Origin of the sequence: Salinimicrobium sediminis (assembly GCF_900215295.1) — a bacterium.
Lineage (GTDB): Bacteria > Bacteroidota > Bacteroidia > Flavobacteriales > Flavobacteriaceae > Salinimicrobium > Salinimicrobium sediminis.
This window is the reverse complement of the sequence record NZ_OCMF01000004.1, coordinates 93,247-116,577: the sequence shown is the minus strand read 5'-3', so window position 1 is coordinate 116,577 and position 23,331 is coordinate 93,247. Positions and strand designations below refer to the sequence as shown.

Sequence of the window (23,331 nt, the reverse complement as noted above, 5' to 3'; positions counted from 1 at the left end):
TCATGAAACCAATCCTTGAAGCCAGGCATATCGATAAACATTTCAGGAAACCGGTAGATTTTCATGTGCTTAAGGATATCAACTTTGATGTAAAAGCAGGAGAATTTGTTTCAATTATGGGAAAATCTGGCTGCGGGAAATCTACACTTCTCTACATTTTATCTACCATGGACCGGGATTACCAGGGAGAATTATTTTTAAATGCAGAGTTGCTCACAGGACAACCACCCAACAAACTTGCTTTTGTAAGGAATAAACATATAGGTTTTGTCTTTCAGTTCCATTATTTGTTACCCGAATTTAGTGTTCTGGAAAATGTCATGCTCCCCGCCCGCAAACTTGCCGAATGTTCCCCGCAGCAGATAAGGGCAAATGCACTTCACAAGTTAGAAATGCTACATATAAGTCACCTGGCGCAGAAAAAAGCTTCACGAATTTCGGGAGGAGAGAAACAGCGGGTGGCTATTGCCCGGGCTCTAATTAATGATCCCCTCATCATCATGGGAGATGAACCAACAGGAAACCTTGACAGCCATAATTCAGATAATGTACTAAAGATCTTCAGGCAGTTAAGTGATGAACAGGGGCTTTCTTTGCTTATTGTAACCCATGACCTGGATTTTGCCAATCAAACCGATCGTATCATTACCATGGAAGATGGCAGGATCATTAGCCTGAATTAAGGTTTTGCAGAAATAATTTGGGAAGTTATCCTAAAATTTTATGCTACAGATATTCGTCTTGAACAGGAGAATTAAGAAAACACCAACAACATCAGGAGAAAAAAAATTATAATTTGTGGTGAAAATCACACAAGATGAAATGGAGAGGCCGCAGGAAAAGTTCTAATGTCGAGGATCGCAGAGGTAGTTCCACCGGAAAAATAGCAGCGGGAGGCGGAATTATTGCCGTTATCTTTATTGCTATCCAGTTATTTACGGGGGGAGATGCAGGAGAGATCCTCAACCAGTTACAACAGCAACAAGCCCCAGCCGGGGAAGAAAGAGAATTAACTTCAGAAGAAATAGAACTTGGAGATTATTCGGCTATTGTATTAGCCGACACAGAGGATGTCTGGAACCGGCTTTTTGAGCAGGAAGGTTCAGATTATCCCGAACCGGGAATGGTATTGTTCAGCGAGGCAGTCAACACGGGCTGTGGGGGAGCATCATCGGCTGCCGGTCCATTTTATTGTCCGGCAGATGAAAAAGTGTACATGGATCTTCGGTTTTTTGAGGAATTGCGTACCAGATTTGGGGCAAAAGAGGGAGATTTTGCTATAGCCTATGTCATTGCACACGAGGTAGGACATCATGTTCAGACAGTGTTAGGGACTTCGGGAAAGGTGAGGCAACTTCAGCAGGATTCAAACCAGGAAGAAGCAAACGAACTTTCTGTTGCTCTTGAACTGCAGGCAGATTTTTACGCGGGTATCTGGGCTCATTATAACAAGAAATATTTACAGGAAGGTGATATAGAAGAAGCCCTCAGTGCCGCAAGTGCAGTGGGAGACGATGCTATACAAAAGAGGACCACAGGACGTGTAGTTCCTGATGCTTTTACGCATGGGACCTCACGGCAGCGCATGGAATGGTTTTTAAAAGGATATCAAACCGGAGATCTTTCTTTGGGAGATACTTTTGCTGCCCTTGGACTTTAAGTCAAGGCAGGGAAACTTATACCTAAGATAAGAATATTTAGAATTGTCCCATACTTTGCGTCTTCCCAGTTCATAGTTATAAGGAATTGTGAAAGTAAGGATCCTATGATCGCCAGCACCGGCCAAAAGGGATACTGAAGTAAAAAATAGATGTCAGCCAGGATCAAAAGGCCACAGCAAACCATCCAAAGCAATCCTTCAGATTTACTTATATCTCTCATCAACTTCGGAAAAAAATCCGAATAAAAGGCTTTTACAAAACCCAGGAGGTGCAGGATGGCGTGAAGCAGAAGCAAAATCGCTATAAAAACCCTCATTTTAGGAAGCAGGTTTAGAGATATGTTGCAAAACCGAAAAATCTTATAGGAATTGCTATCCTGAAGTTACGAAAAAATCGGGTACTTTTCAGCACAAAGGCGAAAAAGAAGGAAAGCATTTCCCGGTGTATAACGGGAATGGATAAGCAGAATTTTAAAGTATAAATTCCTTCACTTCCTGCACTTCTCCCATTTCCATACTTCCCAGCATTTCTTTTCCAATCCTCACTCTTACCAATCTTAAGGTGGGAAAGCCAACAGCCGCAGTCATTTTCTTTACCTGGCGAAATTTGCCTTCCCTAATGGTTACAGCAATCCAGCTGGTAGGTCCATGCCGCTCATCTCTTATAGGTTTTTGCCTTGGCGGGAAGGAAGGGGGAGAGGAAATGATCTCAGCTTTGCCGGGTTTTGTCATGTATTTTTTCCCTTCGAGTCCAATTTCTACTCCATCTCTTAGGAGAGCTACAGCTTCAGGAGTAATTTTGCCGTCCACCTGCACAAAATATTCTTTTTCAACCTTTCTTCCGGTAATTTCTGCACTCACTTTTCCGTTGGTGGTTAACAACAAGAGGCCTTCAGAATCTTCATCCAACCTTCCTATAGACATGGTTCCTTCAGGGAAATCAAATAATTCCCCCAGCAGCTTTTTATTGCGCCGGGTTCTTTGGTTGGTAATGAACTGGCTTAAATATCCATAGGGTTTGAAGATCCTAAAATGTCTTTCCATCGGGTTAAGGGAGCATTAGAAATTATATCGGAAATAAATTTACAGCGGCAATTTTAACAAATAAAGTCCAATTTAAAGCAAAAATTCCCCAATAATGGGTATTGTTTGGATCGTAAAGCCCTGTTATTTTTACACCATGAAGTTGAAAGAGTAGGATTACTAATTCAATGGATTAAAAAATCGGGGGTGTAGGGGCCCCGATTTTTTTTTGTCCTTTCCTCAAATGAGGTCATATGCGCGAGCATATTCTGCAAATTCGTAATTAGATGAGATCCCAAGTTTTTTCTTGATGTTCTTGCGGTGGGTATTTACGGTTTCGATGGAAATGTTGAGCTCTTCTGCAATCTCAGCAGAACTTTTTCCCAAAGCTACCAACCTTAGGACTTCCTTTGCCCTTTTGCCCATGTTCAGGAATTTATGAAGATTCTCTCTGAAAAATTCATTTTCAGCTAGCAGACGTTCTGCTTTATTGGGGATATGTTTCATTCTGTCCACCGGAAAGGAAACTGTCACCAAATGCGTGGGAGTGCCATCTGCAGCCTGATGAAAGATTCTTATGGACCCCATATGCCATACCCATTCCTCTCTGTCTTTAAATTTTACCTGTTGAAAAAAGGTGAAGGTTTCCAGGGGATCTTTATTTTGAAGCAGCTGTCGCAGTTTCACCATGAAATCTTCCATATCTTCATTGTTGAAGAAGCGTTCATGATATTTTGAACCCATATCTGATAATTCCTGCAAACTCACTCCCAGTTGGTCCAAACCCCGGGAACTCATGAAGACGGTGCGGAAATCCTTTTCTTTTAATTCGTGAACTACTACTACTCCGGGCATTAATTCTGCACAGGAAGAAAAAATCTCTAATTTTTCATGGAAATTTTGAACCAAATCCTTTCGTTTTTGCTAAAAATATAAAAATCTGATAATTCTTGAAAACAGAGTCATTGATAACGACAAAATCCCAAAAACCTTTATAAAAGGTCAAAAGCTCTGGCGAATTCCATAAGTTCAAAAGAGGAACTCACCTTCAGTTTTCTCTTGATATTTAAATGTGAATTTATAATCTCTTGATAATATTCAGAGATTCGGCGATTCTGCCGGTCCTTTTTCCGCCTGCTGCCATGGCAAGAACTCGACCATTGGTAATCCTGAAGGGTATGGCACAAGTAATAGTATGGGTTGGCCACAATTCTATATCAGCCTGGAAAGAATGAATTTTTAGAACCCTGCAAGACCTATTTTTATAATAGTTTGATTAGCTCTTTCGCTGCTTTTTCAGCTGAGGCGGGATTCTGGCCTGTAACAAGTTTACCTGAAACTTTTACCCTTGAAGTGAAAGGTATTGTTGCACTGCTGTAATGAGCACCTAAAGTCTTTAAACGATCTTCCAGGCTAAAGGGAATATTGTCTCTCAAACCTACCATCTTTTCTTCAGTATTTGAAAAGGCGGTGACCTCTTTGCCTTGCAAAAGTTCAGGTGCTTCGGTTGCTGCAGTTAACAAAGCTGCTGGCCCATGACATATCGCCGCAATGGGTTTATCCTGATTAAAGAATTCAACCACCAGGCGGGCAGTATCTTCATCTGTAGCCAAATCGCCCATTGGGCCGTGTCCTCCGGGGAAGAAAATGGCGTCAAAATCATCAGCGCTTAAGTCTGAAAGCTTCTGCGTAAATTCGAAACCTCGTTGAGCTGCTTCATCTTTCTTGAATCTTCGGTTTGAAGAAGTAATGTTTTCAGTGAGTTCGCTTCTGGGATCCACAGGAGGCTTCCCGCCTTTAGGACTTGCCAGGGTAACCGTATAGCCTTTATCAATAAATTCATAGTAGGGATCTGTGAATTCTCCCAGCCATACACCTGTTTTGGAATCTGTGTTTACCAGTTCACTATGAGAAGTAAGAATGATCAGGATCTTTTTCATATCGTAATTCGTTTAACTATAAAGATCCTCAAAAGCCCTGGTGCAAGCCAAAACTTTATCTTTTAATTAATACGAAAAGCTAAAAATATCTTTACCCCACAATTTCCAATGAGCTATATCCCTGGCCGTTTCTGGTAAGTCGAATTTGTGTGGCTATTCTTTCTTTCAAAGAATCCACATGACTTATCACTCCAATGGTTTTGGAAGACTCTGCCTGTAGTTTTTCCAGGGTATCCAGAGTTTGGTCCAGAGTCTCAGGGTCAAGGGTTCCAAAGCCTTCGTCTATAAAAAGGGAGTTGATCTCAACATTTCTTGATGCGAGGTCACTTAGAGCAAGCGCCATAGAAAGACTCAACAGGAACGTTTCCCCTCCCGAAAGGGTTTTGACAGAACGTCGCTGCCCGCCCATATGTTCATCAATTGCTACGAGGCTGTCATCTTCATCTTTCTCCGGTTTATCTATAATATAACGATCGCTCAGATCTTTAAGTCTGCTGTTAGCGTGGGCCAAAAGTTGAGAAAGGCTTAGGTCCTGTGCAAAATCATTAAAACGGTTTCCTTTTGAATCACCTATAAGTTCATCAAGCAATTTCCAGCGTCTGATCCCCTTTTTAGCTCCCGCAAGATCTTTTTCAATAGCAGCGATCTTCGTCAAACAGCTTGTATGGATACGCTGTTTATACCTCAATTCTTCACATTCCTCTCCTAATTCTTCAAGCTGTTTTTTTGCAGCCGACAATTTTTGCGTGAGTTCCTCTTCAGTTTCCTCAACATCTTTGTTTTTTAAATTCCGGAATTGTTCCCGGAGTGTTTTTAAAGAGGCTTCAATTTGCTCTTTTTGGGAGGTAAGCTGTTCCCGTTTTTTTCTAAGTTCTGTAAACGCATTTTCGGGCATTAACCTTTCTAAAGCCTCTTTAATTTCCCTGCAATCTATTTCGGTGAGCTTTGGCTGCAGGGAATTTTCCAGGAGCTTTAATTCTCCCGATCTTCTTTCCAATTTGCGGTTTAATTCTTCCGCCAGTATTTTAAGTGACTTGGATTGGTGTTGGAATCCAGTCCAGGATTTCTGAAGGTTCAGGCAGTCGGTGTCGATATTATTTCCCTGGTAAAGTTCATCCAGTTGTGTCTTGATCTGTTTCCCCTGCGAGACTACTTCCTTTATTTCCGGAATAATTTTGACTCCCGCGATGATGGCACTTAAACGCCGCTTTTCCTTTTCAAATTTTTCCAGGAGCTGCAGCTTTTGTTCCCTGTGGCTGCAAAACAATTCCCAGTTCTCTCCTAAAGGATTAATCTTAGAGAATTTGTCTTCAAAATCTCTTTTTTGAGCCTCCAGTTGCGGCTGCTTTTCTGAAAGATGCTTTTGAATTTCTGCAAGTTGCTTCCGGTAATGCCCAAGGCTGGTTTTGTAGCCGGTGATTGCTCTTTCAAGCCGATCCAGGTTGTTTTGGGCTTCAGCAATTTGATCCTGAAGTTGATCATTTTTAGGTGGGAGTCCGCTGGCGTAAGGATGTTCCTTTGCCCCGCACAAAGGGCAGGGTTCGCCGGAATGCAATTGATGTCGCAGGTCTTCAAGATTAGCAGTAATGATTTCATTTTCGCGCTGCAGCTGAAAGATCTTCAGATCTTTTCGTACAGCTTCAGATGTTTTGCTTAGCTCCTCAATTTTCTTCGGAAGTCCTTCTATCTGGGGAAGCAGATCTTGCTCTTCCTTTTTTGCTTTTTCGATATCCCCCGAAAGCATTTCTATACCTGAAGCCTGCTGCTGGGCACGCCTTCCCAGCTGAACAGCCTGTTGAAGCCTGTCTTTTTCTGTTTCCGGATCTTCAAGGTTGAGGTCCTTCAGCTGCTCCCTTAATTCCTCAAGGCTTTCTTCGCGTGCTGCCTTCATCTCCTTCAGCTTCTGCTCTTCAGAATCAAGATCTCCGTTCAGCTTAAAGGGAACTTCCCTTACTTCGAAATGAAATTGGTCTTTCAAAGTATCAAATTTGTTAAGCTTGTCCTTTCTTTGCTGTTGGAGATTTCGCACATTTCTGGAAAATTCCTGCAGGCTGTCCTCAATTTTTTCTGTTTCGGGTTCTGTTTTTAAAAAGGCCCTGATCTTTTCAAGACATGAACTGATGTTTTGCTCATTTTCCTTTTCGTTCCTGGCCTGTGCAGCCAATTCTTCTTTGATCTCCTTACAGGTTTTATCCAGGTTTTGCCAGGACCTAAGATCTTCTGCAAAAACCTGCACCTGCTCATGCTTTTCTATTTTATTCTGGTATTGATCCAGAAATTGCTGCAGTTGATTATCAGCAGAGTGTTTCAGTTTTTCTTTTTCAGAAACCTGTTTTTTATGCTCCTCAATATTTTTTTTGAGATCAAGATTTTTCTTAAGCTTTTCCACTTCCTTTTCCAACGGGGCACAGGCTGCCGATTTCTCTGCGAGGTCTTTCGTTAACTGCTCCACGGCTTCGTCTTCTAAAAGGTCATTTTGAAGCAGGTTTATATCCCGCTGCCGGTCTTCTATTTCGGCGTTAACTTGTTTAAATTTCTGAAAAGCCCTTATCCCTAATTGCCGGTAGATTCCGGTGCCGGTGATTTTTTCAAGTAATTCGCCTCTTTCCTTTTTTTCAGCCTTTAACAATTGTGCAAATTCTCCCTGCGCCAGGAGCACAGCTTTAATGAACTGCTCGTAAGAAAGACCAATCAATTCCTCATTTTTAGAAGGTACTTCAGATTTTTTGAGATCAAAGAGCCTTCCGGAGGAGAGATCGGTGATCTCCATTTCGTAATCCCTTAGGTTTCCAGTACGGGCTGTGGAGATGGACCATTTTGAGGTGTAATGTCCCGAGTTGGTTTCAAAGGTGATCTTTGCAAAGGCTTCTTTATGATTGCGGGTAAGTACCGCACCAAATTTTTCAATGTCTGCTTTTGAAATCGTCCTGTTACCGGGCATGCGCGGAACACGGTTGAAGAGTGCAAGTGCAATCACATCCAGGATCGTGCTTTTTCCACTTCCGGTGGGCCCTGTGATCGCAAATAATGAGCTAACGGTAAAAGGAGCTTTAGAAAAGTCGATTTCGTGAGTTCCTTTCAGGGAATTTATATTTTGAAATTCAATTTTTAAGATCTTCATAGCGCAGTGTTTTCATCCCGTTGTACCTCTTCCAGAAGCTCATCAAATGCAGAGAAAATTTCCTGTCTGGTTTCTGGATCATATTCGTGGTGGCCAATAAGCTCCTCAAAAACTTCTTTCGGCTGTAAATCCTGCAATTGTTGACCTTCATGAAAGGATTGTGCAGCGCCTTTTCTATGATGTTTATCTCCCGTGCGATATTTTACAATCCTAAAACCATCTCTTTTAAAGTTGGAAACCAGCTCGTCAAGTGCATATAGTTTTAAAGCGTCATAATTTTCTTCCCTCAATTCAACCTCAATCAAACTTTCCAATTGTTTTTTTTCGGAAAGTGCTTCCAATTTGAGGTTGAGTTTCTCCAAATTCCCAGTGATCTTAAGCAACGACCGGAATGAAGGAACAGGTAAGCTTTCTGGTTCCCATCCATTATTGGTATCTATTAGCAGCACTCTTTTTTCATCTTTTCTTTCGCTGAACGAAAGGGGGAGGGGAGAGCCACTGTAAAAGGCCGGCACTGCAGCCGAAACTCTTTGTGGCTTATGGATGTGACCTAAAGCGATGTAATTAAAGTAACTGCCGAAGCGGGAAGCTTCAAAGGCTGCAAGATTCCCTATTTGAATCTCTCTTTCGCTTTCTGAAGTCTCAATTCCTGCAGTAAAGAGATGGCCCATTGCCAGAGCCGGAATTTCGGGAAATTTAGATGCGCAAATTTCTGAAGCCTCAAAAAAGGTATTTTGAATGCCTTTTTTAAGAGCCTCTACACGACCTTCATAATTTTCGCCATCCTCTGCCCTTCGCAGGTCGGCATCTCTTAGAAAAGGTAAGGCAGCTACTACTATTTCAGTTTTACCATCTTTCCCCGGCACAGGGATTACAACATCTTCAAGATCTTCCGGTAAGCCCCCGAGGATGTCGATGTTTAATTCCTTTAGGATCTCTTTTGGGGCATCGAGCATTGCGGGAGAATCATGGTTGCCTCCTGTTAGAATGATCCGGCATTTGAACTGCTTCATTTTTATGAGGGCACGATAATATTGTCGGCGGGCATCAGAAGAAGGATTGGCAAGATCAAAGATATCACCCGAGACGAGTAGCAGATCTACTTTTTCAGCTTCAATAGTCTTGCACAGCCAGTTGATGAACAGATCGAAATCTTCGGCCAGTTCTGTTTTGTGGAGCTTTTTTCCTATGTGCCAGTCGGCAGTATGAAGGATCTTCATTCAGATATAATATTTGAGATCTCGAAGGTAAAGGGATTCTAAGTTTCCTGCAAAGTTACAGAGCACGACGACAAACGGTGACGCAATAAAATAATATACTCCTGAAAAATATCATTTTCAGGAGTATATTTTGTGCTGATAAACTGATTTAATTATTCTCCAGTTTATTCCTTATTTTATCTATTGCACTTTCAATAGATTCATCTGGTTCTATAATATTATTTTCACCCCAAAAAGAAAGATCGGCAAAGCCTGAGACATCATCGTTCATGATAATCCTGCGGTTGATAAAGTTCTCATCCCTTCGCGAAATTTCTTCATTTACGGTTTGCCAGTTTGTTACAGCCAGTTCACTATCTACTTTATATCGGGAGTTAAACAGCCTGCGTTTCCAGTTTACAACAAATTCCAACTCGGTATGCCCGTGGCCAAAATACCAGCGTCCATCTCTTTCTCTGTACGAAATGTCATAATTGACTTCGATGGGATAAACTTTAGTGCCCCCCGGTTTTTTCTTTACAAACAGATCTGTAGCAGCCTTTCTATTGTCGACATTAAGATTAAAAGAAGCCTTGACAAGGGTGAAACTTTCGGCGTCTATGTAGAGTTTTCCATAGTACCAGGGTAGATCTCTTTCCAACTCTTCAAAATTTACTACGTAAAGATACCGTTCCCCATTTCTTGTAGGATTATCAAAACTAAACCTGAAATTCGAAAGATCCTGCTGGTTAAAAATATAAGTAGGATTTTTCATGATATCTATACTCAAAGGATTATACGGGCCACCTCTTAATTTTAGAGCCAGGGTATCCAATCTGTCATAATCTGCCGTTTTACGGGCTTTAACCAGGGAAATCCTGTCGTCTGCATTGGAGGTGTAAGATTCCTTATGGATTTTTACAACAGCTTCGCTGAGAGATACATTTTTGCGACCTCTTTTGATAGCCTCTCTGTAAAAACCTGTCATGGTCGTTGGCTCGGTAAAATAGTTGCTACCCCGGTTTTCAAGCATATTTTTAACTAACGCCACGGGATCGGTATAGGTCAATATGGCAACTTCCTCAAGTTCTTCTAAGGATTCCTGCAGTTCGATAACAACATTACCCCTGGCAAAAAATGATAATGGCAGTCTTTGGCTTCTAAAGCCAAGGTGAGAAACCAAAACATTTACGTCCTCATTTTGCTTAGGCACCTTGAGGGAAAATTCTCCGTCACTGTTGGTCACGGTAGAAATATTACTGTTCTCAACAGCAAGATACACGGCAGACAAAGGTTCCTGATTACGGCTATTGACAACTTTGCCTTTGTATTCGGTAAATGAAGTGCCGGGAATTTGTTGAAACATTGCCGAACCTTCGGAATTAAAGCTGATAATAAGCAGGAGGGCCACTAAATTTTTAAGGGTAAATAAACAGCGATTTTTCATGGCTCATGAAATTTTAAGATCTACCTCCTAAGGTAGTGAATTTCAGTAAGATTTTTAAGAGGCTAGCCTCTCTCTTTAAAAAAATAAGGGATTTATCCTACTTGCTCGTAAGGACTTTAAGGAAAAACACCATTACATCATCTATAAATATTATTTTATCGATTTAAGCACTGTAATTCCAAACTTTAATTATAATTATTGTTAAATTTATGCTATTCCTTCCCGATTCCCTACAATCTGGGAAAATTCCCCTCTACCCCCTGAGGCGTGAATATAATGTTCTATTTCTGTTTCATCAATTGCTTGTCCATACTAACAGTATTGGAGCTAATCTCCAATTGAAGATTTTGAAAAAATAAAAATTATCATGATAGAGATTCAAAAAAAATCCTTCCGGTTTTACTTCTCAGTCCCTTTTTGGCAAATAGTAAAAACTATGGTTTTACTTTTATTCGTTATTTCCATTTGGTCTTGTGAAAAGGAATCAGTGGCAGAGGACAGTCTAAAAAAACTGGAGGTAGACGTTCAAAGTGGTGTAGAAAATAAACAATTGGTAAAGGACCAATACATTGTACTGTTGTCAAAATTTCCTGCCGATTTCAAATCGCAAGCAGCTTTAGATGCGGTAACTAAAGAAATTCGTCAGATCCCTGGAGTTGAAATAAAGGGAAGCTTTAAACATACTGTTACGGGATTCACTGCTAAACTGGATCTGCAGCAGGTTAAAAGACTGGAAAATGATCCGAGGGTGATCTCTGTCACACAGGATGAATATATTTTTCTAACAGGCGAAGAAGTCAATTCTCTTGTTACTGTACAGGAGTACCCGGAGTGGGGACTTGACAGGATAGATCAAAGACAAAGTATTTTAGACCGGACTTATGCTTACACTTCCACAGGTGCCGGAATAAATGTCTACGTCATGGATTCGGGAATAAGATTTTCTCATAATGAGTTTGAAGGTCGGGCGACCTTGGGGAAAGATTTTGTTCGGGATTTTCCCGATGATCTTTACGATATTGATGATCCCGATATAGGAGATGGAGAGGACTGTAATGGTCATGGAACTCATGTTGCGGGTACTATAGGGGGAAAAACTTATGGGGTGGCGAAAGATGTAAATTTAATTTCGGTAAGGGTCTTTAGTTGCCATTCTCAAACCTCTGAAGCCAGGGTCTTGCAGGCTGTAGATTGGGTCACCGCAAATGCTGCTCATCCGGCAGTGGTGAACATAAGCCTGGGTAAGGAAGGAGTAGAGGAGCCCCTGGAACTGGCTATTGAAAATTCTATTTCTTCTGGAATTAATTATGTTATTTCTGCCGGAAATTCAAATATAAATGCCTGTGAATACACTCCGGCAAGAACTCCCGGGGCTCTAACAGTTGGAGCCAGTGATATTTATAACAAACGGGCCTATTTTTCAAATTACGGCAACTGTGTGGATGTTTATGGACCCGGTGTTTCCATTGCTTCAGCCGGATTTGAAGCTGATACCGCAACCGTTCTAAAAAGTGGAACTTCAATGGCTGCTCCTCATGTTTCAGGAATTGCAGCTCAATATTTGGAAATGCATCCGGAAGCTACGCCTGCCCAGGTTCATGCTGCTGTTGTTGAAAACGCTACTCCCGGCTTTATTGATGATGTGCCGTCTGGCACCTCTGCTCTTGCCAATAATTCCTGGGGAACAATAGACTTTATACCCCCTCCTGCGCCTAAAATAACCCTTGAGGCTCTTCTGTCAAAGTCCAGAGGAGACTATAGAGTACATCTTAACTGGAATACTCCGGAAGGAAGAATTTACGAGCTCTATAGAAACGGAATGATCATAGGGCGATTTGAAAAAGGTCCTTATATTTTCGATGAATTCCTCTTTGAAAAGAATGCTACAATAGTTTACCGGGTGTGTAATATCGAATACGAAAATTGTTCTGAAGAGGTAGCTGTGGTCATCGGAAATGGAGGAACCTCGGGTTCCGGAAATAATTCACCGCAAGCCGATTTTTCCTTTTCCGCCGATCTTTTGGACTTGGAATTCATAGATCAGAGTTCAGATTCTGACGGAAATATCACTGCCTGGAGCTGGGATTTTGGAGATGGAAATTCATCAAATCAGCAGAATCCGCAGCATACCTATGCAACAGGCGGTAATTATGAGGTGGGACTTCAGGTGACCGACAATTTGGGTGCAACTTCATTTATAGCAAAAAATATTTCAGTTAAGGGGGAGGAGATGAATCCCGGGGAATTTTTGTTGACTGGCAGAGGCTATAAGAATAAAGGGCAGTGGCAAACCGATCTCACCTGGAGCCCTGCCGGTAATTATGAGCAGGTTGATCTCTACAGAAATGGCGAATTTTTAAGAACTATAGATGACACCGGAATCTATACCGATTCCACATCCTTTAAAGGAGGAGGTGCACTGACCTATAAAATTTGTGTTTCTTCAAGTTTGGAAATTTGTTCAAATACGCTTAGTGTTCAATTTTAAGAATTCCGAAATAAAAATTGGGGGAATTCCCCGGGTTATAGACTATGATTTTTTAAGAGGATAGAGTATCTTTGTAAGATGTTGATAATTATTATGTTACAGCTTTAATTTTTTGTTTAAAATAAAGAAAGGGAGTAAGATCACTAACGTGCCTTTTAAAGGGGAAGAAGGCGCGTTATTCTTCTCTCTTTCATTGTTTTACAGCTTTTTGTTTTAAAGATTATCAATATTGTTATGCAATTAAAAATTACCTGCAGAATACCTTAGTCATTTTCTTTTAATTGCCAAAAATTCTTTCCTGAAATGTTAGTTAACAATTCATTAACAGCAAAAAAAACCAGATAGAATTATTTTCACGGCCTGATATTTTTCAATAAGCGCTTAAATTTATTGGTGTTGTTAAGTACGATCACAGCTTACGCTGAAAAACAATAGGAAAACTCCAGGATTTTCAGTGTAGCGTATGTTGAGTCATTGACAGCCTTAGACCATGTATGAGTAAAAACGTATCCAATTCCCAGGCTCTTCGACCCGAACCATCTTCCAAACCCACTTTTGCAAGAATTATTGCAATTGGAGCCAGTGCAGGAGGGCTTGAAGCTCTTAAGGCATTTTTTCAAAATGTGCCGCAGGGTTCTAAAAGTGCATATGTCATTATACAACATCTTTCACCCGATTATAAAAGTATGATGGGAGAGTTGCTTTCCCGAAGTACCAATCTGCCCATTCTGGAAGTGGAAAATGGAATGGAGGTAATGCAGGGGCATGTATATTTAATTCCGCCGGTAAATAATCTGGTATTAAAGAATGATCGCCTTTACCTTTCCGAAAAACCCAAGAACCAGACGCTTAACCTTCCCATTGATATGTTCTTTGAGTCTCTTGCAAAGGAGCATAAGGAAAAGGCAATTGGTGTAATTTTAAGCGGGACAGGAAGTGATGGTACCCGTGGTGCACGTGCCATTAAAGAAAATGACGGTATGGTAATGGTGCAGGAACCCGACGAAGCACAATTCGACGGAATGCCAAGAAGTGCCATCAATACCGGATTGGTTGATTACGTGCTTCCGGTAAAAAAAATGGGAGCAGAGCTTAGCAACTTTATTTCTGCCCCGGCTGTCTTTCATTTTAAGGATGGGGATGTAGCCTACGACCAGTCTGAGTTGATGAAAATCCTGAACTTTATTGATGAGCAGACAGGTTTGGATTTCAGGGAATATAAAAGATCTACTCTGGCAAGAAGAGTAGCAAGGCGGGTGAGTGTTTGTAAAAGTCGGTCGCTGGCAGAATATTATACTTATTTGACCAGTACAGAAGGTGAGGTTGATATCTTATACCGGGAATTTCTGATAGGTGTAACCAAATTCTTTAGAGATAATAAGGTGTGGGAAGTCCTCCGAAAATCTGTCATACCTCAAATTATTAAAGAAAAGGAGGACGGAGACATAATTAAACTATGGGATGTTGCCTGTAGTACAGGAGAAGAAGCTTATTCCTTTGCCATGTGCTTCTATGAAGAAATGGAAAAGCAGAATAAGAATATTGAGCTTAAGATTTTTGCTACAGATATTGCAGAAAAGCATCTTGAAATTGGCGGAATGGGCCGATATCCCGAAAGTATTGCGGCAGATGTTCCTGCAGAACTTCTGGCAAAGTACTTCGCCAGTAAAGCCCACAACTATGAGGTAGTTGAAAAGCTGAGACGGGCAGTTATATTTTCCCGGCATAATGTGATCAAGAACCCGCCGTTCAGTAATATGGATCTGGTTTCCTGTCGCAATTTGCTTATATATTTCCAACCCGCTATTCAGGCTAAAGCGCTGAGCGTATTGCACTATAGTTTGAAAGAAAATGGGATACTTGTTTTAGGTACCAGTGAAACGGTCCATCCTCAACAGAACAATTTTGAAGATGTTGACCGCAAATGGAAGATCTACAAGAATATAAGACCGAGTAAAAGACTTGAATCCGGTCTTTCTCACTTTCCGTCAAAACAAAATTATGGGCAGCAAAGGAAGGAAAATCAGCCAAGGCAAATTTTAAAAGCTCCTTCAGTTTCAGTTACGACCAAACTTACCGGAGACTTTAATTCCACTATTCTGGACCATTTTAACGCAGCCAGTGTTTATGTAGATTCAGATTATAACATTTTGGATGCAATTGGGGAATTCAGGAAATATGCCAACCTTCCTGTAAACGGTTTTTCTACAAACCTTCTTGATATGCTGGATTCAGATCTCAAATATCTTATCCAGAACAGCCTTAAAAAGGCTAACAAACTTCAGGAAACAGTCTATTGCAGTGATGCCGTATTTCGCCACCAGGATGAGAAAAAGTCAGTAGATATTCTAATTAAACCTTTTGTTCAGCAGCACCTGGATTCCGAAACAGGATTTATGATCACTTTTATTGAAAAGGAACTGAATCTAGAGGAAGTGGAAACTGTAGATAATCTTACTCTCACTACCCGCACAAAGGAATATGTGATCAACCTGGAAGAGGAGTTAAAGCAAACCAAAGAGGAGCTCCAAAGCTCTCTGGAAGAAATTGAGACAAGTAATGAAGAATTACAGGCGGCCAATGAAGAATTGCTCGCTTCAAATGAAGAACTGCAAAGTACCAATGAGGAGCTTCAAAGTGTAAATGAGGAGATCAATACTGTAAATGCAGAAAATCTTCAGAAAATGGAAGATTTGGCTGCTCTTAACGCAGATGTGAACAACCTGCTTGAAAGTACACAGATAGGAACCATATTCCTGGATAATTCATTGAGCATAAGAAAATTTACTCCTGCCATCCAAAATCACTTTAGTTTCCTGAAAAGTGATATAGGACGACCCATTAGCCATTTTACAGGGAACATTGGAAGAAGTAAACTCGTGGAACGATGTAAAAAAGTTCTGGCTACAGGTAAAACTTTAGAGAAACCTGTCACTTCCAGAGATGGTACTCATTTTCTGCGTAGGATCTCTCCTTACATCAATTCGAACCAGAAAATTGATGGCGTGGTCATTACTTTCATCGATATAGAAAACCTGCACAAGTCAAAAGAAAAGCTACAGGCCAGTGAGAAGAGGCTAAAGAATTTCTACGAGGAGGATCCTGTAATGCATATTAGTGTAAACCCGCACAATTACAAGATTATCCATTGTAACAACATGGCGGTGAGGAAGCTTAAATATGACTCCAGGGAAGATCTTGTGGGCAAATCCATTTATGACCTCTATGAAGAAAATGCTCAGGTAGAAGCACTAAAGTCTCATAAAATTTTTGCAGAAAAAGGTACTCTTGTTAACCTTGAACAAACACTCCTTACCCGTACCGGGGAACGTTTGCCTGTGATCCTTAATGCAATTGCCGAAAAAGATGAGGAACAAAGACTGGTGACCATTCGTTATACTTTTGTTGAAATTGGGGCGCAAAAACTTGCTGAAACTCAACTAAAGGAACAAAAGGCAGATTTGGAAAGGGCTAACCGGGATTTGGAGCAATTTGTATCAATTTGTTCTCATGACCTCCAGGAGCCTCTTTCTACCATAAAATTCGGTATTGACATTCTGGGCAAGATGTATTCATCTGAACTTGATGAAAAAGGGCAGAATTATATTTCATATATTAAACAGGCTTCTACGCGTCTTTCCGAACAGATAAGGGCACTTTTAGAACATTCCCGCATTGGAAGAAACGGAAAGAAGAAACTGGTGAACACCCGGGAAGTTGTAGCGGTGGTGACCAATGACCTTGGAAAAAGCATTAAAGACAGGAAAGCAAGGATACATGTGGGTGAACTTCCGGAGATCCTTGGCTATGAAGTAGAATTAAGGCTTTTATTTCAAAACCTAATTAGTAATGCTATAAAATATACACCTAAGGATAGAAATCCTGAAGTTCGGATTTCCGCTTACAAAGAAGGAGAATACTGGCTTTTTTCAATTGTCGATAATGGAATGGGAATTGCCAAAGAAGATCAGGCGAAGATTTTCACCATTTTTAACAGGGTTAAAAATGATGACGATAAAGGTACGGGTGTAGGCTTGGCACATGTGGAGAAGATCGTTCTCCTGCACGAAGGAAGTATTTGGGTGGAATCGCAGGAAGGAGTGGGAAGTTCCTTTTATTTTAAACTAAAAGCATAAAAATTTTTAATGGCCCCGAACCCTTCACCATACCCGAACCGGGTAGATCTTGATAATTGCGCTAAAGAACCTATTCACAACATTGGCAGAACTCAGGCTTATGGTGTTTTAATAGTTTGCGACCCCCATACTTTTCAAATTGTACAGGTAGGAGAAAACGCGGAAGAGATCATTGGGATAGACTTTGAAGAACTACTACAAAAAAAAATCCCGGACCTGCTGCAAGAGAAGGATTTTAAAAAATTTAAGCACGCGCTTCATGGAGAAGATACTTCCGAAGCGCTGGAAGTGAATATCAACGGAAGGAGGATAAATGTTTCTGCACATTTTTCTGAAGGCAGTTTAATTATAGATTTCGAGCCGTTACATGATGTGCAGGACCCTTTTGTCTTTCAAAGGCAGCTCGCGTCTATACTCAATAGATTTCAGGCGGCATCTTCAGTTGAAGATCTAAGCGAAATAGCTGTGTCCTTTACAAAAGAAATGTATGGTTATGACAGGGTGATGATCTATCGTTTTGATGAGCAGTGGAATGGAGAGGTTATTGCCGAGGCAAAGGAAGAGGAGTTAGAAACCTGGTTAGGTTTACATTATCCCGCAACCGATATTCCTGAACAATCCCGAAAACTTTTTCTTAAACACCGGGTTAGGATAATTTCCAATGTTTCTTATGAACCGGTCCCAATCACTCCCGAAATTTCTCCTCTTACAAACAAGCCTTTAGATCTCTCCATATCTGCCTTAAGAGCAGTCTCACCTATTCATATTGAATACCTGAGGAACATGGAAGTAGGAGCATCTCTCTCGGCTGCTATTATTGTCAAAGGAAAGTTGTGGGGACTTATTGCCTGTCATCATAGAACAGCCAAATTCCTGGATTTTTATCAACGGGAGAGTTGTAGATTTTTGGCACAAATATTTTCTACAGAATTAACCCTTAGGGAAACCAGGGAAACCTTAGACCGGTCTGAGTTAGCAGACAATATCAGGCGGCAATTGATTAACCAAATGAATTTTCATAAGGACCTTATAAAGGCCTTATGCCACGATACAGTAAAATTTACCGACCTTATTTCCTGTGGGGGTGGCGCTTTTTATATAAAGGGCACATGGGAATTACTAGGGCAAACCCCCACTCGGGAACAATTGCAAAGCCTGCTTTTTAATTTTATCAAAAAGCAGCCAAAGAGCCTTTTTATGGACAGAAATCTATCTGCTCTTTTTCCGGAAGCTAAATCATATAAAGAAGCAGCCTCGGGAGTACTAAGCTTAAAGATTGCTGAAAATAAGTATTTCTTTTGGTTTAGGCCAGAAGAGGTGCAGGTAGTGAACTGGGGAGGAAATCCTGAAGAAAAAGCTTTTTTTAACGAGAAAGAACAGCGGCTTAGCCCGAGGAAATCCTTTGAGAAATGGTCACAGGAACTTACAGGCGTCTCAGAACCCTGGAATGTGCTTGACCGCAATATAGCAAGAGCTCTTAGGGAAAACGTGAGTCACTTCCTCCTTGCCAGGCAGCGGGAAGAAATTGAGGCTTTAAATGAAAAATTGACAGCTGCCAACCAGGAACTGGAACTTTTTAGTTATGGACTCTCTCATGATCTGAGGGCTCCTATTAGAGGAATGGAAGGTTTCCTCACTATTCTGGAAGAAGATCATGGGGAAGAGCTTAGTGCCGATGGTAAGCAATTGCTAAGAATGGCACGCGGGCTTACAGAAAAGATGAATTTGCTCATTGACAATATTCTTGAATATTCGAGGCTAAGCCATATTCACGGTCTGGATTTTCAGGAAATAAATACTACAGAATTAATTCAGGAAGTTCTGGAATTGTTTAATATAAAATCAAGTTATCCCAATACAACAATAAAAATAAATAAGGATTTGCCTAAAGTTAAAGGAGATCGAAGAATGCTATTTCAGCTATGGGCGAATTTGCTTAGCAATGCCTATAAATATTCAGCAGAAAATGATGCTCCTGTTGTTGAAGTCGGGATCACCGATAGGAAGGGTAATAATGTTTTTTTCATAAGGGATAACGGTATAGGGATCAAACCCGAATATAAGGAAAAGATCTTCGAAACTTTTATTAGGGCAGTTGGAAGCCGCTTTAAAGGATCAGGAATTGGATTAGCTATTGTAAAAAAAATTGTTGAAAAACACGGAGGAGAGGTGTGGGTAGAAAGCGAACCGGAAAAAGGTTCTCAATTTTATTTTTATCTTGATCCGCTTAATGTGAAGGAAAGGGAGCAATGATAACAACGCCATTAAGAATTTTACTCGTTGAGGATAATGAAGCTGATGTATTAATTACCCGGCGTACTATAGGTAAACTGGTAGAAAAACCTGAAATTGAGGTGGTAGAAGATCTCACTTCCTGTAAATCTAAACTCATTAGCTTTTTGCCCGATGTCGTGATCTCCGACTATAATCTTCCAACCTGTACAGGACTGGATGTTTTGCAACTGGTGCAGGAAAAAAGTCCTGAATTGCCGGTGATCTTTTTAACGGGAACGATTCACGATGAGGAACTTGCAGCAAATACTATCCTCGCAGGGGCTTCAGGCTATATCCTGAAAAAGGACATGAACAACCTGGCAGAGAAATTGAGACCTCTTCTTAAGAAGGTAGTCTTTAAAATGGATGCAAAAGATGAAGTTCGTGAAAGATTACGCCAAAACAGAATTGCCATTAATCAAATTTACGATTACCTGGACAACCTGAAGCTGGACAATAAGGAGCAGAAAGATAATATGGGGAAAATTAAAAGAACCATCCGGAATTTTGAAATAGGTGATGATGATGATAAGAAAACTTAAAGAGGAAACCCGCTGGTTACATGAACAAATAGAAGATCAAAACCTTGCAACAAAGATCATGGATCACAGCATTGATCTTCCCACATATAAGCTGTTGTTACTACAGAATTATATTGCGTACCGGGAAACTGAGAATGAAATTAAAAATCACCTTCCCAACTACAAGGCTGGAAAGCATCTGCAATTAAAACAGGATTTAGAGAATCTAAAGGTTTCTACTACAATACCTGTGAAAAATGTCATTTTTGAATGCCATTCTCCTGCAGAAGCTTTAGGAGCTGCTTATGTGGTAGAAGGTTCTGCTTTGGGGGGAATGCTGCTGGCAAAAAATCTGCAACATTGTATTAAGCTCAACGAGGTGGACAGGCATTACTTTTTCAATGGTGACAAAGAAAACCTGAAAGATTGGAACAGCTTTAAAAAGGAACTGGAAGCCTACAATTTTAACCGTGCCGAAGAAGAAGAGGCTATTCAAAAAGCAAAAGCCACTTTTCTCTTTTTTGAGAAGGTCTTTAATATGGACTTTCCCATTTCCTGACTAAATTCCGCTTTCGAATACCAGGGAAAGCAAACGCGGAATATTTTCCTTTTCCCTGTCTACAAAAAATTCATTAATGTCAAGGAGTTTAAAGTCATTGGCTTTTGCTGCATTTAGGTAGTCTGAAAGGTGATGCACGAAAGCTTCGGGGGTATGTAACCCTTCTGAAGTACTAAAATTTGCTCTTCCCCCGGCGTATTGCTTTCCCGGGTGCAGTTCGCAAATATAGAATTTTCCGTTGCGCTTCAGGGCACGTGCAGCTTCAGCAAAGATCTGTTCAAGATCCTGTATATGTTCTAATACAAGGCTGCAGGTGATAAGATTGGCCCATCCGGGTTTTACGGGCCATTCATTGATGAGGTCGGCTTCAATAAAAGTGACATTTTCCGCCGTGACCTTTTGCTTTGCCTTAGCGATCATATTGGAAGAAAAATCAATGGCAATAACAAAATCTGCTTTTTCAGATAACCAGCCTGTATTTTTTCCGGTTCCACAGCCAAGTTCAAGAATGTTCCCGTAATGCGGATTCAAAAAAGTTTCCCTTAATACCTCTGCTTCCAGGTCGCGGGTGCTATTTCTACCCGAGTCATATGACGAGGCCCAGGAATCATAGGAATCACTTATCTTCATAATTCTATCTTCTTTATCCAATTCTTAGCCTCATCCTTTTCGCTGCTGTCAAAGTATTTTATTGTAGCCCCTGTAAAAGGCTTCATGAGCAGGGTAAGCTGTTTTTCCCAATTCTTGTTGCCTACCATAGCTATTCTTTCAAGATTTTCGTTGTTGCTGAAATCAAATTTTAGATCCCGCCACATTGCACTAAGGCTCCAGCCTTCGAATTCCTTCATTTCAAAATACCAGCGAATTTTGCCATATGATCTCACCTTTTCCTCCAGCAGAGGGATTAACCTTTCGTAATCTTCATCGGTGAGTTTTTCTTCGGCGACGGTATAGATAATATTCTTGTCAACTTGAATGGAAAGCATAGCAGTTTTTATACAATTTCTAAAGAAATGCAGATATGAACAACACCTAAATAGTTGTATTCGGTTAAGTTGTTGTTAATTTTTATCTGAAGAGCTCCATTATTAGACCTCGTGCTAGCTAAATCGAATTTTACCAGATTAAAATCATAGTGCCACTCTTTTTTTATGAACAGGAGCGGATTAGGTTTTATGATTCTTTTAAAACAGTTCCCTTGTAGCTTTCTTATCTTGAAATGAGTTTGTCTGATGATGGCTTATAATCTCCATTGACAGAATAGTGAAGCAGGAACTTTAAAAAACAAAGTATGACTAACGGGGAAAATTTTAAGGCTCCATCCACGGCGAGGATTGGCCACGTGCACCTTAAGGTCTCCGATCTTGAAAAGGCTCTGGATTTTTATAACGGAATACTTGGTTTTGAAATTACACAAATGATGGGAGATTCAGCTGCATTTTTATCAGCGGGAGGATATCATCATCATATAGGTCTTAACACCTGGCACAGCAAAGGTGCGTCTGAAGCTCCCAAAAATGCCGTAGGTCTCTATCATACAGCAATTCTCTACGAGAAGCGCAAAGAGCTAGCACAGGTATTGCAACGACTTCTGGAAGTGGAATATCCTCTCACAGGTGCCGCAGATCATGGCGTTTCAGAAGCGATTTACCTTAATGATCCCGATGGTAACGGCCTGGAATTATACTATGACCGCCCCAGGAGAGAATGGCCAAAAGATAGCCAGGGTGGTCTTGCTATGTACTCCAAAGCTTTACACTTTGATGATCTGTTAGCAGAACTTAAAAATTAATTACCTACCGCGTATCCTTTATCGATCCAATCCACCTTTACATTTTCGCGTAAGTTAAGCAGGTGGTGATTGGTGAATCCTTTTTCGTTCAACCCTATTTTAATTGCACATTTGTAGCCCTTTAAATCTGGAAATAAAAATCCGTACCCTGGACCAGGAATCTTAAACCTGGAGCCAGGAATCCTAAATAATAATCCTAAAGTCTTAGACTTTATTATTGTTTTGGAGGGGTAATCATGATGTGAGCCCTGTGCGTCCCCGGGTCCATTAACCAAGGCATACCCGGAGCAAAAGGTTTATCGGGTAACCCGGTAGATTCTGTGGTTGCATAAGGAATGTATATCACATATCTAAAATGTCCGTCTTTAAGTTCTCCTGTAGAAGGGTTGTAGTTTTCTTCAGTTCCGCTTAAGATGTAGGTCATTGCGGGGGTATCAGTTAATTGCAATTCTCCGGATTCTGCTTCACTCCTCCTAATCTGTCTTTTTTCCATTTCTCCTTTACCTTCTGCGATCAATTGTCGGCCACGGGCCATAAAAGGTTCGAGTTTATCGGAATAACAGGAGATATTTATGCCTTTTTTGGAAGGATCATCAGCAATGCAAATGAGATGATTTGTTCCCTCGCGTAAAACTACAAATTCCCCGTTTTGATCATAGCCATAGACCTTAACCCCTTCCCTAAGATCTTCGGGAGCAGCAAGGCTGGCCGTTTTGATCTGGATCTCTTTGGGTAGAATTTGAGAAGTGTTCTGGGCCGCAAGGCCTGCTGTCATAAAACATGCTACTGCAAAAAGTAAGGTTTTCATAAGGAAAAATTTAGCTCTTTAAAGATAAGAAATTCAGCTTGTAGAAAAAGCCTGTTTTAACTGAAAGAAAGTCTTAGCGGCCATTGTTCAGAATAGAAGCGGCATTCTGGTTTTTTAAAGCTTTAATAGATTCTTTTTCTTTTTGAATAAGGCTTCTTTGTTTGCGATTGCTGTATACCATTTTGATCAAAATCCCAAACAGCAGAAACAGCAGGCAAAGGATTAAAATATTGATCATAATACAGCAGATTTGGGAATACAGTAAATTTATTAAAAATCTGCCGGTGAACTTTTTTTCAAAATGTAAATGAAAGTTAAAATTTAGTGCCCCGGAATTCGGGGCACTAAAACTAACTACTAACT

General features: G+C 40.7%; 19 protein-coding genes. 8 read left to right on the top strand and 11 right to left on the bottom strand.

Going from position 1 to position 23,331, the window contains the following annotated elements; genetic code table 11:
- Positions 1–2 precede the first annotated feature (2 nt).
- Together CRO16_RS13425 and ypfJ are read left to right on the top strand one after the other, a co-directional pair.
- Positions 3–683 carry an ABC transporter ATP-binding protein gene (locus CRO16_RS13425; RefSeq protein WP_097056909.1) on the top strand — a complete coding sequence of 227 codons (681 nt, stop codon included), beginning with the start codon at positions 3–5 and terminating at the stop codon, positions 681–683.
- A gap of 134 nt (positions 684–817) precedes the next feature.
- Complete coding sequence (gene ypfJ / locus CRO16_RS13420) at positions 818–1,660, top strand: KPN_02809 family neutral zinc metallopeptidase (RefSeq protein ID WP_097056908.1); 843 nt, start codon at positions 818–820, stop codon at positions 1,658–1,660.
- On the opposite strand, the gene CRO16_RS13415 is transcribed toward ypfJ, so the two are convergent.
- The 7 genes from CRO16_RS13415 to CRO16_RS13385 form a co-directional block, all read right to left on the bottom strand.
- On the bottom strand, positions 1,657–1,977 hold the full coding sequence (locus tag CRO16_RS13415) for a hypothetical protein (RefSeq protein ID WP_097056907.1): 321 nt from the start codon (positions 1,975–1,977) through the stop codon (positions 1,657–1,659). The genes ypfJ and CRO16_RS13415 overlap by 4 nt on opposite strands.
- Before the next feature lie 154 nt (positions 1,978–2,131).
- Positions 2,132–2,704 (bottom strand): pseudouridine synthase, encoded by a 573-nt coding sequence (locus tag CRO16_RS13410; protein ID WP_097056906.1) that lies wholly within the window; start codon positions 2,702–2,704, stop codon positions 2,132–2,134.
- Positions 2,705–2,923: 219 nt separating this feature from the next.
- Positions 2,924–3,592, bottom strand: coding sequence for a response regulator transcription factor (locus CRO16_RS16355; RefSeq protein ID WP_245859057.1), 669 nt, complete (start codon positions 3,590–3,592; stop codon positions 2,924–2,926).
- 353 nt (positions 3,593–3,945) lie between these two features.
- Positions 3,946–4,623 (bottom strand): type 1 glutamine amidotransferase domain-containing protein, encoded by a 678-nt coding sequence (locus CRO16_RS13400; RefSeq protein WP_179670549.1) that lies wholly within the window; start codon positions 4,621–4,623, stop codon positions 3,946–3,948.
- A gap of 91 nt (positions 4,624–4,714) precedes the next feature.
- Complete coding sequence (locus CRO16_RS13395; protein ID WP_097056905.1) at positions 4,715–7,744, bottom strand: AAA family ATPase; 3,030 nt, start codon at positions 7,742–7,744, stop codon at positions 4,715–4,717.
- The gene (locus CRO16_RS13390; protein WP_097056904.1) at positions 7,741–8,964 is read right to left on the bottom strand and encodes an exonuclease SbcCD subunit D C-terminal domain-containing protein; all 1,224 of its coding nucleotides are present in this window, start codon (positions 8,962–8,964) and stop codon (positions 7,741–7,743) included. The genes CRO16_RS13395 and CRO16_RS13390 overlap by 4 nt, the downstream gene beginning before the upstream one ends.
- A 148-nt stretch (positions 8,965–9,112) precedes the next feature.
- Complete coding sequence (locus CRO16_RS13385; protein WP_097056903.1) at positions 9,113–10,390, bottom strand: carboxypeptidase-like regulatory domain-containing protein; 1,278 nt, start codon at positions 10,388–10,390, stop codon at positions 9,113–9,115.
- 436 nt (positions 10,391–10,826) lie between these two features.
- Between CRO16_RS13385 and CRO16_RS13380 the strand changes: the two genes are divergently transcribed.
- From CRO16_RS13380 to CRO16_RS13360, 5 genes are all read left to right on the top strand, one after another.
- Positions 10,827–12,878 (top strand): S8 family serine peptidase, encoded by a 2,052-nt coding sequence (locus CRO16_RS13380; RefSeq protein ID WP_179670548.1) that lies wholly within the window; start codon positions 10,827–10,829, stop codon positions 12,876–12,878.
- Between the two features lie 494 nt (positions 12,879–13,372).
- Positions 13,373–17,014 (top strand): chemotaxis protein CheB, encoded by a 3,642-nt coding sequence (locus tag CRO16_RS13375; protein WP_097056901.1) that lies wholly within the window; start codon positions 13,373–13,375, stop codon positions 17,012–17,014.
- Positions 17,015–17,023: 9 nt separating this feature from the next.
- Positions 17,024–19,267 (top strand): ATP-binding protein, encoded by a 2,244-nt coding sequence (locus tag CRO16_RS13370; protein ID WP_097056900.1) that lies wholly within the window; start codon positions 17,024–17,026, stop codon positions 19,265–19,267.
- Positions 19,264–19,830 carry a response regulator gene (locus tag CRO16_RS13365; RefSeq protein ID WP_097056899.1) on the top strand — a complete coding sequence of 189 codons (567 nt, stop codon included), beginning with the start codon at positions 19,264–19,266 and terminating at the stop codon, positions 19,828–19,830. Before CRO16_RS13370 ends, CRO16_RS13365 begins: the two co-directional genes overlap by 4 nt.
- Positions 19,811–20,368: a biliverdin-producing heme oxygenase gene (locus CRO16_RS13360; RefSeq protein WP_179670547.1), complete on the top strand. Its 558-nt coding sequence runs from the start codon at positions 19,811–19,813 to the stop codon at positions 20,366–20,368. Before CRO16_RS13365 ends, CRO16_RS13360 begins: the two co-directional genes overlap by 20 nt.
- Here CRO16_RS13360 and CRO16_RS13355 read toward each other — a convergent pair whose 3' ends face one another.
- Together CRO16_RS13355 and CRO16_RS13350 are read right to left on the bottom strand one after the other, a co-directional pair.
- Positions 20,369–20,998 carry a class I SAM-dependent methyltransferase gene (locus CRO16_RS13355; protein ID WP_143544546.1) on the bottom strand — a complete coding sequence of 210 codons (630 nt, stop codon included), beginning with the start codon at positions 20,996–20,998 and terminating at the stop codon, positions 20,369–20,371. It abuts the gene before it with no gap.
- Positions 20,995–21,354: a SpoIIAA family protein gene (locus CRO16_RS13350; protein ID WP_097056896.1), complete on the bottom strand. Its 360-nt coding sequence runs from the start codon at positions 21,352–21,354 to the stop codon at positions 20,995–20,997. Before CRO16_RS13350 ends, CRO16_RS13355 begins: the two co-directional genes overlap by 4 nt.
- Positions 21,355–21,659: 305 nt before the next feature.
- On the opposite strand from CRO16_RS13350, the gene CRO16_RS13345 reads away from it, so the two are divergent.
- Positions 21,660–22,160, top strand: a complete 501-nt coding sequence (locus tag CRO16_RS13345; RefSeq protein WP_097056895.1) for a VOC family protein — start codon at positions 21,660–21,662, stop codon at positions 22,158–22,160.
- Between the two features lie 214 nt (positions 22,161–22,374).
- Here the strand turns inward: CRO16_RS13345 and CRO16_RS13340 are convergent, their stop codons facing one another.
- Both CRO16_RS13340 and CRO16_RS16220 read right to left on the bottom strand, forming a co-directional pair.
- Positions 22,375–22,968: a hypothetical protein gene (locus CRO16_RS13340; protein ID WP_097056894.1), complete on the bottom strand. Its 594-nt coding sequence runs from the start codon at positions 22,966–22,968 to the stop codon at positions 22,375–22,377.
- Positions 22,969–23,041: 73 nt separating this feature from the next.
- Positions 23,042–23,206 carry a hypothetical protein gene (locus CRO16_RS16220; RefSeq protein ID WP_179670546.1) on the bottom strand — a complete coding sequence of 55 codons (165 nt, stop codon included), beginning with the start codon at positions 23,204–23,206 and terminating at the stop codon, positions 23,042–23,044.
- Between the last annotated feature and the right edge of the window lie 125 nt (positions 23,207–23,331).